General features: G+C 61.2%; 12 protein-coding genes. 9 read left to right on the top strand and 3 right to left on the bottom strand.

Going from position 1 to position 12,190, the window contains the following annotated elements; translation table 11 throughout:
• The first annotated feature begins 62 nt into the window (after positions 1-62).
• The 3 genes from RBB29_RS03335 to RBB29_RS03325 all read left to right on the top strand — a co-directional run bounded on the left by RBB29_RS03335 (position 63) and on the right by RBB29_RS03325 (position 3,832).
• The gene (locus RBB29_RS03335; RefSeq protein ID WP_306112759.1) at positions 63-593 is read left to right on the top strand and encodes a gamma-glutamylcyclotransferase; all 531 of its coding nucleotides are present in this window, start codon (positions 63-65) and stop codon (positions 591-593) included.
• Between the two features lie 68 nt (positions 594-661).
• The gene (locus RBB29_RS03330; protein WP_306112758.1) at positions 662-1,870 is read left to right on the top strand and encodes a biopolymer transporter ExbB; all 1,209 of its coding nucleotides are present in this window, start codon (positions 662-664) and stop codon (positions 1,868-1,870) included.
• Positions 1,871-1,873: 3 nt separating this feature from the next.
• The gene (locus RBB29_RS03325; RefSeq protein ID WP_306112757.1) at positions 1,874-3,832 is read left to right on the top strand and encodes a peptidoglycan -binding protein; all 1,959 of its coding nucleotides are present in this window, start codon (positions 1,874-1,876) and stop codon (positions 3,830-3,832) included.
• Between the two features lie 233 nt (positions 3,833-4,065).
• Here RBB29_RS03325 and clpA read toward each other — a convergent pair whose 3' ends face one another.
• Both clpA and gloB read right to left on the bottom strand, forming a co-directional pair.
• Complete coding sequence (clpA, locus tag RBB29_RS03320) at positions 4,066-6,399, bottom strand: ATP-dependent Clp protease ATP-binding subunit ClpA (protein WP_306112756.1); 2,334 nt, start codon at positions 6,397-6,399, stop codon at positions 4,066-4,068.
• 156 nt (positions 6,400-6,555) lie between these two features.
• Positions 6,556-7,323: a hydroxyacylglutathione hydrolase gene (gene gloB / locus RBB29_RS03315; protein WP_306112755.1), complete on the bottom strand. Its 768-nt coding sequence runs from the start codon at positions 7,321-7,323 to the stop codon at positions 6,556-6,558.
• Between the two features lie 61 nt (positions 7,324-7,384).
• Between gloB and RBB29_RS03310 the strand changes: the two genes are divergently transcribed.
• Positions 7,385-8,125 carry a class I SAM-dependent methyltransferase gene (locus tag RBB29_RS03310; protein WP_306112754.1) on the top strand — a complete coding sequence of 247 codons (741 nt, stop codon included), beginning with the start codon at positions 7,385-7,387 and terminating at the stop codon, positions 8,123-8,125.
• Between the two features lie 290 nt (positions 8,126-8,415).
• Here the strand turns inward: RBB29_RS03310 and RBB29_RS03305 are convergent, their stop codons facing one another.
• Positions 8,416-9,591 (bottom strand): MalY/PatB family protein, encoded by a 1,176-nt coding sequence (locus tag RBB29_RS03305; protein ID WP_306112753.1) that lies wholly within the window; start codon positions 9,589-9,591, stop codon positions 8,416-8,418.
• A gap of 96 nt (positions 9,592-9,687) precedes the next feature.
• Between RBB29_RS03305 and def (RBB29_RS03300) the strand changes: the two genes are divergently transcribed.
• From def (RBB29_RS03300) to RBB29_RS03280, 5 genes are read left to right on the top strand one after another with little or no spacing between them, the layout of a single operon-like run.
• Positions 9,688-10,206 (top strand): peptide deformylase, encoded by a 519-nt coding sequence (gene def / locus RBB29_RS03300; RefSeq protein WP_306112752.1) that lies wholly within the window; start codon positions 9,688-9,690, stop codon positions 10,204-10,206.
• On the top strand, positions 10,203-10,694 hold the full coding sequence (def, locus tag RBB29_RS03295; protein WP_306112751.1) for a peptide deformylase: 492 nt from the start codon (positions 10,203-10,205) through the stop codon (positions 10,692-10,694). Before def (RBB29_RS03300) ends, def (RBB29_RS03295) begins: the two co-directional genes overlap by 4 nt.
• 4 nt (positions 10,695-10,698) lie before the next feature.
• The gene (gene fmt / locus RBB29_RS03290; RefSeq protein ID WP_306112750.1) at positions 10,699-11,604 is read left to right on the top strand and encodes a methionyl-tRNA formyltransferase; all 906 of its coding nucleotides are present in this window, start codon (positions 10,699-10,701) and stop codon (positions 11,602-11,604) included.
• Positions 11,605-11,614: 10 nt separating this feature from the next.
• A complete protein-coding gene (locus RBB29_RS03285) occupies positions 11,615-11,857 on the top strand; it encodes a hypothetical protein (protein WP_306112749.1) in 243 nt (80 codons plus the stop codon).
• Positions 11,858-11,869: 12 nt separating this feature from the next.
• Entirely contained in the window at positions 11,870-12,106 is a 237-nt protein-coding gene (locus RBB29_RS03280; RefSeq protein ID WP_306112748.1) for a GlsB/YeaQ/YmgE family stress response membrane protein, read from the top strand.
• Positions 12,107-12,190 lie beyond the last annotated feature (84 nt).

Genomic DNA, 12,190 nt, shown 5'->3' with positions numbered 1-12,190 from the left:
ATGCCTCTTTCATGCCTCTTGGCTTTGGTGTTTATAGGGTAAAAAGCGCGAGGGACAACTCTATGGCATTGTGGGTTTTCGGCTATGGTTCGCTGGTGTGGAACCCCGGTTTCGACGTGCGCGAAAAGGTGATAGCTACCTTGCCGAACTATCATCGCAGTTTCTGCATGCGGTCGGTTCACCATCGTGGCACCCACGAGAACCCCGGCCTTGTGCTGGCGCTCGATGAAGAGGCCGGTGCGACCTGCCAGGGCGTCGGTTTGGCCGTCGTGGACGGGACAGAGGATGCCACGCTGGAATATTTGCGTGAACGCGAGTTGATCTCTTCTGCCTATCTCGAGAAATTCCTCGAAATCCGCCTCGCCGATGGCCGCCATGTTGAGGCCGTGACCTACGTCGTGGACCCGCATCACGTGCAATATTGCGGCGGGATGCCGCTTGAAGAGCAGGCTGGCATCATCGCGCAGGCCCATGGCGGGCGCGGGCCGAATGACGAATACCTCTACAACACCGCCGCCCACCTGAGCGAGCTTGGGATTCATGATGACGATCTTGAGTGGTTGACCGCTCGCGTTCGCCGGCTCACCGCATAAATCCTTGGCACGATTGCCGCATCCGCGTAGGGTGCAGGCCAAGAAGAACAAGTGTCGGGGGCGTCCAGATGGACCAGCCGGACCGCGAGGTCGAGCCGCAATTCTCACATCCCGTGCGCCAGATCATGCTGATGCTGGTGGTGCTAGGCCTGACCGGCGCGGGCGCATTTTTGGCGCTGCCGCGGGTCTTGCCGGTGTTTCAAGCGAACCCCTGGCTGAACGGCTTCATCATCTTCGTCTTTGTGATCGGCGTGCTCGCCTGTTTCTGGCAGGTGTTTCAATTGATCGGCTCGGTCAGATGGATCGAAGGTTTCGCGGCGCAACGGCCCGGTCATGAATTCATCCAGGCGCCACAATTGCTGGCGCCGCTGGCCACGTTGCTGCGCCAGCGCGGCAAGCGGATGCAGGTTGCGTCCTCCTCCGCCCGGTCGATCCTCGATTCCGTCGCGCAACGCATCGACGAGGCGCGAGAAATCACGCGCTACATTGTCAACATGTTGATTTTCCTTGGTCTTCTGGGGACGTTTTATGGCCTCGCAACCACGGTTCCGGCGGTGGTGGACACGATCCGCTCCCTCGCCCCGCAAGAGGGTGAAGGCGGCGTCGAGGTGTTCAACCGTTTGATGACGGGGCTTGAGACGCAGTTGGGTGGCATGGGTGTGGCCTTTGCCTCGTCGCTTCTGGGCCTTGCCGGATCGCTGGTCGTGGGGCTTCTGGAGCTTTTTGCAGGCCATGGTCAGAACCGGTTCTACCGCGAGTTGGAAGAATGGATGTCCACCATCACCCGCGTCGGGTTTTCCGCCGGGGACGGGGATGGCAGCCCCGAGCAGAACATGGTCGCCGTCGTCGTCGATCACATGGGCGAGCAGATGGAATCGCTTCAGATGATGCTCACCCAATCGGACATCAGCCGTGCGGCGGTCGATGAGAGGCTCGGTGCGCTGACCGACAGTGTTCAGCGCCTTGCCGACCGGATCGAAGGGGGAGGCAATGGCGCCGCCGATACCGCGCTTCTTCGGCTTGCCGAAAGCCAGGAACGGCTGATCGAAAAGCTGGAGGCGCGCGGCGATGAGGGGATCGACGCCGAGAGCCGGATGCGGCTCAGGTCGATCGACGTGCAGATGTTGCGCATCCTCGAAGAGATCAGCGCCGGTCGCCAGGAAAGCATGACCGAGTTGCGCACCGACCTGGCCGCGTTGACCCGGGTTCTGGAACAAACCGCGCGGCGCGATAGCGGGTCGGATGGCGGTCAGGGCAGTACCTGGGGGGACGGGTAGGCCATGGCCCTGTCGCGACGCACCGGCGCGCGGTTTCAGGCCTCGATCTGGCCGGGTTTTGTGGATGCGATGACCGGCCTGTTGCTGGTCCTGATGTTCGTTCTGACCATCTTCATGATCGTCCAGTTCGTTCTGCGGGAAACCATCAGCGGGCAGGAATCCAAGCTCGATGCCCTGTCGGCCGAGGTTGCCGCGCTGGCGCAGGCGCTCGGGCTTGAACAGGACCGCAGCACATCACTTGAGGCGCGGGTTGGGGAGCTTTCGGCGACCTTGACCGATACGTTGCAGCGTGAGGCGGACCAGGCCGCGCGGATCGCCTCTTTCGAGGAGCAGGTGGCGGGCCTTCTGGCGCAGCGCGATGCCGCCCTGGGCCGCGTGGGCGAGCTGGAAAGCGAGCGCGATACTTTGATTTCCGAACAGGAGGCATTGCAACTGGCGCTGGCCGGTCTGCGCGAAGAGGTCGATGCGCAGGCCGAGGCGGCGCGATTGGCGGCTGCGCGTCGTGCGGCTCTTGATGCGTTGGTGGCGGATTTGCGGCGGCGCAACGCCGAAGCAGAGGAAACACTTGGCGCGCAGGTCACGGAGCTTGAGACGCAACTGAGCGAGGAAGAGGCGGCGCGTCTGGCCGAGGCGGCGGCAGCGGAGGCATTGCGAGACAGGTTGCGGAATTCGGAAGCCGAACTGACCGCGATGACGCTGGCGCTGGAAGAGGAACGTCGCAAGGCCGAGGAGACCTTGGCAATGCTCGCAGCGGCACGGACAGCGGGCGAAGACCTCGACATCCAACTGGCGGCAGCACTTCTGGCGCAGGAAAACGCCCAGACGTCGCTGACCGCCTTGCAGGAAGTATTGACCGCGCGCGACGCCGAGGTGGCGCGGTTGCAGGGACAACTGAACGCGCTGGAGGCGGAGATTGATGAAGCCGGGTCGGCCCAGAGTGCCGCCCTTGCAGAAGCCACGGAAAAAGACGCGCGGATTGCCGAGTTGGAAGCACAATTGGCCACGTCGGTGGCAGAGTTGAAGGCAACACAAAGGCAGTTGGCCGAGGCCATGGCCGCACAGCAATCTCTGCAAACCGACGCACTCAGCGCCGAAGAGGTGCGCCAGCAGCTTGCCGCGGCATTGGCGGCAAAACTGGCGGCTGAAAGTGAGGCCGCTGCGAATTTGAGCGAAGCAGAACAGCGCGCGGCCCTCTTGGCGCAGACGCAGGCCGCGCTTTCCCAGCAACAGGAATTGACCAGCGAGGCGCAGCAGCAGCAAGCCTTGCTGAACCGGCAGATCGCGGCGCTGCGTGAGCAACTTTCCGGGCTTCAGGCCCTGTTGGATGAGGCCAAGACGCGGGAAGCCACGGCCGATATCCAGCTGCAGAACCTGGGGCGTGATCTGAACACCGCTCTGGCGCGGGTCGCTGCGGAAGAACGCCGCGCCCGTGAGTTGGAAGAAGAAAAGCGCAAATTGCAGGAAGAGCGGTTGAAGCTCTTGGAGGCCGAAAAACAGGATCTTGAACGCTATCGTTCCGAGTTTTTTGGCCGGTTGCGGGACGTCTTGGGCGCGCAGGAAGGTGTCCGCATCGTTGGCGATCGGTTTGTTTTTTCGTCGGAGGTGTTGTTTGCGCCGGGTGAGGCGAGGTTGTCACCGGAGGGACGGGGGGAGATTGCCAAGATCACGGACATTCTGGGCAACGTGGCCAATGAGATCCCCGACGAGATTAACTGGGTCCTGCAGGTGGATGGGCACACGGATGATATCCCGGTGATCGGATCGGCGCGTTTTGCCGACAACTGGGAACTTAGCCAGGCGCGGGCGTTGTCGGTCGTGCGCTACATGATTGATGTTCTGGGGATGCCGCCGGACCGGCTTTCGGCCAACGGCTTTGGTCAGTACCAGCCGATCAATCCGGATGACACGGCGGAAGCGCGGGCGCAAAACCGGCGTATCGAGCTCAAGTTTACCGGCAAGTGACCTGATGTGCGAAAAGCTGGCTAGGAACCCAGACGCGTCTGCCAACGGACCCTCGGCGACCTTCTTCGACAGGGTTGAGGCGATTGGTGGCGAGTAACAATTTTCCCCCGTCGTCATGACGGGGGAAAAGGTGTTTAGGCCCAATCGCTCAAGCAGACCTGACCTAGCGCGTCGATTGAAGCCTCGCTCGAGCCCGGCCGCATACCGGGATCAACAGGTGCTAATCCCAAGGATCAGTCAGCCGTCAGGAGCGGTGGTTTTTTGCCGGCAAGGCGGGGACGATCGGGTCCTTCGATTTTGAGGTCTATCTGCCCGGCCTTGACGCCGACCTTGACGATGCCACCCTTAGCCAGCTTGCCAAACAGCAACTCTTCGGCCAGCGGTTTCTTGATGTGCTCCTGAATGACGCGGCCAAGCGGACGCGCACCCATCTTGTCGTCATAGCCCTTGTCGGCGAGCCATTCCGCGGCTGGCGTTGTCAATTCGATGGTCACGTTGCGATCCATGAGTTGCGCCTCAAGCTGAAGCACGAACTTCTCGACCACTTGCAGGATGACCTCCTTGCCAAGCGGCGCAAAGGAGATGACCGCATCAAGCCGGTTGCGGAACTCTGGTGTGAAGGTCCGCTCGATCGCCGCGGTGTCTTCGCCCTCCCGACGGTCACGGCCAAAGCCGATTGCCGATTTGGCCAGTTCCGATGCGCCTGCATTCGAGGTCATGATAAGGACGACATTCCGGAAATCGACCGTCCGGCCGTTATGGTCGGTGAGGCTGCCGTGATCCATGACCTGTAGCAGGATGTTGAACACATCCGGGTGGGCCTTTTCCAACTCGTCGAGTAGCAGGACGCAATGTGGATGCTGATCTACGCCATCGGTCAACAGGCCGCCCTGATCGAAACCGACATATCCCGGAGGCGCGCCGATCAGGCGCGAAACGGCGTGTTTCTCCATGTATTCCGACATGTCGAACCGCAACAATTCCACGCCAAGCGTATCCGCCAATTGCTTCGCAACTTCGGTTTTGCCGACACCCGTAGGACCAGCGAAGAGATAATTGCCAATGGGCTTCTCTGGTTCGCGCAAACCTGCACGAGCCAGCTTGATTGACGAGCTGAGCGCCTCGATCGCGTTGTCCTGGCCGAACACGACACGTTTGAGCGACTTTTCAAGATCTTTAAGCACCTCGGCATCGTCTTTGGAGACGTTTTTCGGTGGAATGCGGGCAATCTTGGCGACCACTTCTTCGATCTCCTTGGCGCCGATATTCTTGCGCCGTTTAGATGCGGTAAGAAGATGTTGCGCCGCCCCGGCCTCGTCGATCACGTCGATGGCTTTATCCGGCAGTTTGCGGTCATTGATGTACCGCGCCGATAGTTCCACCGCGCTCTTGATCGCGTCGGTCGTGTATTTCACGCTGTGGTGTTCTTCGAAATAGGGTTTCAGGCCTTTCAGGATCTTCACGGTATCTTCGACCGTCGGTTCCACCACGTCGATTTTCTGGAACCGGCGGCTCAGCGCGCGGTCCTTCTCGAAATGCTGGCGGAATTCCTTGAAGGTGGTCGACCCCATGCAGCGCAGCTTACCACCCTGCAATGCAGGTTTCAGCAGGTTCGAGGCGTCCATGGCCCCGCCTGATGTAGCGCCTGCACCAATGACGGTGTGAATTTCGTCGATGAAAAGAACTGCATCCGGGTGATCTTCGAGCTCGGTCACAACTGCTTTGAGGCGCTCTTCGAAATCGCCCCGATACCGTGTACCGGCTAGAAGCGCGCCCATATCGAGCGAGAAAATCGTGGTGCGCGACAGGACCTCGGGCGTTTCACCCTGCACAACCTTGTGGGCAAGTCCTTCGGCGATGGCGGTTTTCCCGACGCCGGGATCGCCCACCAGCAGCGGGTTGTTCTTACGGCGGCGGCAGAGCACCTGAATGCAGCGTTCGACCTCATGTGAGCGGCCGATCAGGGGATCGACATCCCCGCGGCGGGATTTCTCGTTCAGATCAACGCAGTACTTGGCCAGTGCGGATTCACCGGCCTCAACGGCATCGGTCTCATTCGAGGATTGCGTGTTTTCCTGATCGTCATCGGACGCACCGGAAACGGGCCGGGTCTCGCCATATGCGGGGTCTTTGGCGACGCCGTGGGCGATGAAATTAACCGCATCGTAACGGGTCATGTCCTGCGCCTGCAGGAAATAGGCCGCGTTCGACTCGCGTTCCGCGAAGATGGCCACAAGCACGTTGGCACCGGTGACTTCGGTCCGGCCAGAGGATTGCACATGGATGGCCGCGCGTTGGATCACACGTTGAAACGCCGCGGTCGGCACTGCCTCGGAGCCTTCGATGTCCGTCACGAGATTTGACAGGTCATCGTCAATGAATTCCACGAGTGTGCCGCGCAAATCCTCGGTATCGACGCTGCAGGCCTTGAGGACGCGGGTCGCATCGGGTTCATCAATCAGGGCCAGAAGCAGGTGTTCCAGTGTCGCAAATTCGTGCTGCCGGGCATTGGCCAAGGCCAAAGCCGCATGAATTGCCTGTTCCAGCGTGTTCGAGAATGAAGGCACGTTTGGTGCTCCTTCTGATCTGGGTCGGGTCCTCTGAACCCAACCATGGCCTCATAACATTAAAGTTTGGTCGATATCGTGTGCGCTTCAAGGCTTTTTTGGCACTCTGTGGTCACTTTTCCTGACATTGTTGAGGAATTACGCAGGGTTGTTTTGTCAAAAACAATCTTTGCGTGTGCGGATTTCTGCGAAGACATCGGCCGGGTCGGCGCCTTGCATGCCAAGGTTGCGCTGGATTTCGGGATCGGTCGCGCGAAGGAACGGGTTTGTGGCCAATTCTTCTGCGAGAGTTGAAGGAACCGTGGGTTGACCCTTGTCGCGGGCCGTATCCACTGCGGATGCCCTAGATTTAAGTTCTTGGTTGCCGGGATCAATGGTCAGGGCGAATTTTGCGTTGGACTGGGTGTATTCATGGCCGGAATAGACCACGGTCTCCGGTGGCAGGGACGCGAGTTTTTGCAGGCTGTCCCACATCTGCGGCTTGGTCCCCTCAAAAACTCGGCCGCATCCAAGCGCCATCAGGCTGTCGGCGGTAAAAACCGCGTTACTTCGGGGAAAATGGATCGCAATATGACCAATCGTATGGCCCGAGACATCAATAACCTGGCCTTCGTCATCGCCGATGGTGATCGTGTCCCCCTCTTTCACCGCGACATCAAGTGCGGGTAGGCGATGCGCATCCGCCGCGGCGCCAATCACCGTTGCGGGCGCGGCAGCAAGCAGTTCGGGCAGCCCGTCGACATGATCGGCATGGTGGTGGGTGATGAGGACGTGGCTGAGGGTCCAGCCGGTGCTTTGCAGGGCCTGGATGATCGGATCCGCCTCAGGCACGTCGACAGCCGCGGTCTGTCCTGTGGCAGGATCATGCGCAAGGTAGGCATAATTGTCGGACAGGCAGGGGATCGTCAGGATTTCGAGTGTCATGGTATTTTCCCTTTTGACGAATATGTTAACGTCAGATTGACCGATCACGGACCGGGCCGCAATGCACCTTGATGTACAGGATCTACGTAATTTCTATTATCGCAGTGCGCTTGGGCGCGCGGCGCAGAAGACCATTCGGTCCGAGGTAGCGCAGATCTGGCCCGAGGCGAAAGGCCAGACCGTTGCCGGATACGGGTTTGCCGTGCCGTTCCTGCGGCCCTATCTGGCCGATGCGCGCCGGGTCGTCGCCCTGATGCCCGCGCCGCAGGGTGTGATCGGCTGGCCCTCGGACGGCGATAACGTGTCGGTGCTGTGCGAGGAGACCTGGTGGCCGCTCGAGACGGGTCATGTGGACAAGCTGATGGTGACGCACGGGCTGGAAGCAAGTGAACAGCCGGCCGCATTGCTCAAGGAATGCTGGCGCGTGCTGGGGCCGGGCGGATCGGCGCTATTTGTCGTGCCAAACCGAGCGGGACTGTGGTCGCGCAGCGATCGTACGCCTTTCGGTTTTGGTCGCCCCTATAGCCAGGGGCAGTTGGAGAGCCAGTTGAAATCCCATGAGTTCATGCCGGTCAGACACGCGCATGCGCTCTACCAACCGCCCTCCGAGCGGCGATTCTGGCGCAAGACGGCGGGGATGTGGGAAAGCCTTGGCGGCAAATTGTCGGTCGTTGCCGCCGGTGGCGTCCTGCTGGTCGAAGCCACCAAGCGCGTTCAAGCCTCCAGCGGATCGGGCCTGCGCGAAAAGGTGCGAAAGCCGCTTGAAGTTCTCAGTCCCAAGCCGGAGGCAAAACCGGTCTGAAACTTGTTTCAGAGGTGGCTTTTAGACGTATGGATGCGCTGAGCCCAACGCGGACGTTTCGAGTATCTGCCCGCGCGGAATCAAGGCCGAAGGCCGCCGCGCGATCGCCAGACCGCCCGCAAGGGCTGGCGATTTGGAGAACTCGAAGATCGCTCTGAGGTTTTTCGGACTTGGCTGAGATAAAGCGCCATTGACGGCGGTTGATCGCCATCCCGCGGTCTGGCAATCCCGCGGCTCGTTATCGGATGTTCGGTTGGTCCGCAAAGCAGCCGCTGGAATGCACTACGGATCTATTGCAGGTCGGCGAACGCGTTTTGCAACCGTTCGACGGCCTCGGTCACCTGGGCGCGGGGGGTGCCGATGTTGAAACGCAGGAAGTTCTCTCCGCCGGCGCCAAACTCTGCGCCAATGGACGGGGCGATGCGGGCGTCTTCGCGGACGCGGCGGATGACCTCAGACATCTCCATGCCAGTATTGGTGAAATCGACCCAGGTCAGGTAGGTCGATTGCATCGGCATCGGCGCCACGCCGGGGATCTGGCCCATCCCGTCCAGGAAAACGCGGCTGTTCTCGGCCAGGTAGGTGCGCAACTGTTCGACCCATTCTGCCCCGCGCTGGGAATAGGCCGCCTCGGTCTGGACCAGCCCCAGCAGGTTCGGTTGGATGTTCAGGCTGTCGAGCCAATCGCCGAAACGTTTGCGCAGCGCCTCGTCGGGGATCGAAACGGTGCCCAGCCTTGTGCCCGCGATGTTGAAGGTTTTTGACGCCGAGGTCAGCATGATGAGCCGATCAGCGGCTTCGGGGGCGGCGACGGGCAGGGGGACATACGCCGTACCCGGATAGGTCAGATCGTGGTGGATATCGTCCGAAATCAAAAGCAGATCATGGCGCGCGCAAAACGCGGCGAGCGCCTTTAGTTCATCCGCGGTCCAGATCCGCCCCGCAGGGTTGTGTGGTGAGCAGAAGATCAGCAGCTTTTCGCGACCCGTCATCGACGCCTCGAGCGCCTCGAGATCCATGTGGTAGACACCGTCGCGGATCACGAGCGGGCTTTCCTTGACGGCCCGCCCGGCGCGCCTAATCTTCGCAGAAAACTCGTGATAGACCGGGGTGAAGATAATCACCTCGTCCTCGGGTTGCGTATAGGCGTGCAGACAGATCGCGATTGCGTTGCCAAGACCGTAAGTCGAGAACATCTCGGACGGATCGACCGACCAGCCATGGCGGGTTTTCATCCACCGGGAGATCTGTTGTTTCATCTCCGGCTCACCGATGAAATAGCCGTAATTCGCCTTCTCAATCAGCTTTTGCGTGGCCTCCTGCAGGAAGTCAGGCGCGGCGAAATCCATGTCCGCGATCCACATGGCCAGACCATCCTTGGCGGGAACACCGATCGACGGGGCGCCCATCATGTCCCATTTGGTGCAATTGGTGCCGCGGCGGTCGATGATCTGATCGAAACTCATGGGGGTCTCCTTGGCCATTTGGGCGCACGCTAGCGGATTGAGCTTCAAGCGCAAGGGGCGTTGCAGAACGCGGGCGCATGGCCTAAATCAAGCCGCATGAAGATGCCCATTCTCATCCATCCCGATCCGCGGCTGAAAAAGGTCTGCGCGCCTGTCGATGACCTGTCCGACGAATTGCGCACGCTGGCCGAAGATATGCTGGAGACCATGTATGACGCGCCAGGGGTCGGCCTTGCGGCGCCCCAGGTGGGTGTGCTGAGCCGCCTGATCGTGCTTGATTGCGTCAAGGATGAAAACGACGAGCCGCGCCCGATTGCCATGTTCAACCCCGAGGTCATCGCGTCGTCGGACGAAAAGAACGTCTACGAGGAAGGGTGCCTGTCGATCCCTGACCAATATGCCGAGGTCAAGCGGCCCAAGGTCGTTGACGTGCGGTGGATCGACATGGACGGCAAGGAGCAGACCGAGACATTCGATGATCTCTGGGCCACCTGCGTGCAGCACGAGATCGACCACCTGAACGGTAAGCTCTTCATCGATTATCTGGGTGCCATGAAAAGGCAGCTCATCACTCGCAAAATGCAGAAGCTCAAGCGCGAAAAGGCCCGCGTGTGACTGTACGGGCCTGCTTGCCTTGGCCCGACAAACGGCTGCGGACGCGGGCGGCCCCGGTTGAGGCAATCACCGACGAGATCCGCGCCACCTGGACCGACATGATCGACACGATGGAGGCGATGCCGGGTGTCGGCCTTGCCGCGGTGCAGATCGGCGTGATGCAAAGCCTCGCGGTCGTAGATGCCAGCGACAAGCGTGGCGAGGCCGTGCGCATGGCCAACCCGGAGGTGCTCCATGCCAGCATCGAGCTGCGCGAGCATACCGAGGCCAGTCCCAACCTGCCGGGCGTTTCCGCGCGGATCAAGCGCCCCCGCGCCGTGACGGTTCGGTTCCTGAATGCCGAGGGTGAGGTCGAAGAGCGGGATTTCGTCGGCCTCTGGGCCACCAGCGTACAGCATCAGATCGACCACCTTGCGGGCCGGATGTACTTCGACCGCCTCAGCAAGATCAAACGCGACATGCTGCTGCGCAAGGCGCGGAAGGGCTGAAGCGATGCGCGTTGTCTTCATGGGCAGTCCCGAATTCTCAGTCCCGGTGCTGGACGCGCTGGTGGATGCGGGGCATGAGATTGCCTGCGTCTATTGTCAGCCGCCCCGCCCCGCCGGGCGCGGCAAGAAAGACCGGCCGACACCGGTGCAGGCCCGTGCCGAGGCGTTGGGCTTGGAGGTTCGCCATCCGGTCAACCTCAAAAGCGCCGAGGAGCAGGCGGCCTTTGCCGCGCTGAACGCGGATGTGGCCGTGGTTGTCGCCTATGGCCTTATCCTGCCGCAACCGGTGCTGGACGCGCCCCGGCGGGGGTGCCTGAACATCCACGCCTCGCTTCTGCCACGCTGGCGCGGTGCGGCCCCGATACATCGCGCGATCATGGCGGGCGATGCGGAAACGGGTATCTGCATAATGCAGATGGAAGCGGGTCTTGATACCGGGCCGGTGCTTCTGCGCGAGGCGGTCGCCATCGGTGCCGAGGAAACCACAGGTCAGTTGCATGACCGGCTGTCGGCCCTGGGCGCAACTGCGATCATCCGAGCACTGTCACATCTCGATGACCTGACGCCGGACCCTCAACCGGACGACGGCGTGACTTATGCCGCCAAGATCGACAAGGCAGAGGCCCGCGTTGACTGGGCCTGGACCGCGGCGGAGGTGGATCGGCATATCCGCGGATTGTCGCCCTTCCCCGGTGCTTGGACCGAGGTCGCAGGACAGCGTGTCAAGCTTCTTGCCTCCCGCCTGGGGCAGGGGTGCGGCGCACCAGGTCAGGTGTTGGATGATGCGCTGACCATCGCCTGCGGACGCGGGGCAGTCGAGGTTTTGCGCTTGCAACGTGCCGGCAAGGCCGCGCAGGATAGGGACGAGTTTTTGCGCGGAATGCCCTTGCCCAAGGGCACCAAGCTCTAGGAGTAGACACATGTTTCCCATGTTGATCGGAACCGTCGTGATCGGGGGCATCGTGGGCTATGCCAGCGAGAAGTCCGGCTTCACCCATAACGGCTATGTCCAGTCGATCATCATCTGCGTGGGCGGTGCATTCCTGTTCTATTTCGTGCGGATCATGTTCGGGATCAAATTCGGCCCCCCGGGTATTGATGCGATCCTGTCGTCCATCGGTGCGCTTATCATCGTGCCGACACATTGGCGCGGACGCAGGTAGGGGGAGCGGCAGATGGGGATCATCTGGCTTGTCATCATCGGTGCCGCGGCGGGGTTTCTGGCAACCCGGTTGATGCGGATGGAGACGGATATCATCACCACCGTTGCTATCGGGATCGGCGGTGCGCTGGTTGGGGGCGTGTTGTTGAACCTGCTTCTCAAGGCACTTGGCGCGGCGTCGGGGCTGATCGGGGCGGTTCTGGGGGCACTCCTGCTGATCTGGATCTGGAAGACCTACCTTCGGCGCTAACGGACCCTCCCGCGCCATCCCGTACCCTATCCGCCGCGCGGCTTCTCTGACCATCCCCATGTGGGAATGCTTCCATCGCCGTCA

This window comes from Roseovarius sp. MMSF_3359 (assembly GCF_030733385.1).
GTDB lineage: Bacteria > Pseudomonadota > Alphaproteobacteria > Rhodobacterales > Rhodobacteraceae > Roseovarius.
Note: the sequence above shows the minus strand (reverse complement) of the source record. Positions and strands in the feature narration are given on the sequence as shown.

Bases quoted from the DNA above. Each gene is read 5' to 3' on its own strand.
- RBB29_RS03335 (WP_306112759.1), top strand. From the start codon at position 63: ATGGCATTGTGGGTTTTCGGCTATGGTTCGCTGGTGTGGAACCCCGGT.
- RBB29_RS03330 (WP_306112758.1), top strand. From the start codon at position 662: ATGGACCAGCCGGACCGCGAGGTCGAGCCGCAATTCTCACATCCCGTG.
- RBB29_RS03325 (WP_306112757.1), top strand. From the start codon at position 1,874: ATGGCCCTGTCGCGACGCACCGGCGCGCGGTTTCAGGCCTCGATCTGG.
- gloB (WP_306112755.1), bottom strand. From the start codon at position 7,323: ATGACACTCGAAATCCTGACGATCCCCTGCCTGTCCGACAATTATGCC.
- RBB29_RS03310 (WP_306112754.1), top strand. From the start codon at position 7,385: ATGCACCTTGATGTACAGGATCTACGTAATTTCTATTATCGCAGTGCG.
- RBB29_RS03305 (WP_306112753.1), bottom strand. From the start codon at position 9,591: ATGAGTTTCGATCAGATCATCGACCGCCGCGGCACCAATTGCACCAAA.
- def (WP_306112752.1), top strand. From the start codon at position 9,688: ATGAAGATGCCCATTCTCATCCATCCCGATCCGCGGCTGAAAAAGGTC.
- fmt (WP_306112750.1), top strand. From the start codon at position 10,699: ATGCGCGTTGTCTTCATGGGCAGTCCCGAATTCTCAGTCCCGGTGCTG.
- RBB29_RS03285 (WP_306112749.1), top strand. From the start codon at position 11,615: ATGTTTCCCATGTTGATCGGAACCGTCGTGATCGGGGGCATCGTGGGC.
- RBB29_RS03280 (WP_306112748.1), top strand. From the start codon at position 11,870: ATGGGGATCATCTGGCTTGTCATCATCGGTGCCGCGGCGGGGTTTCTG.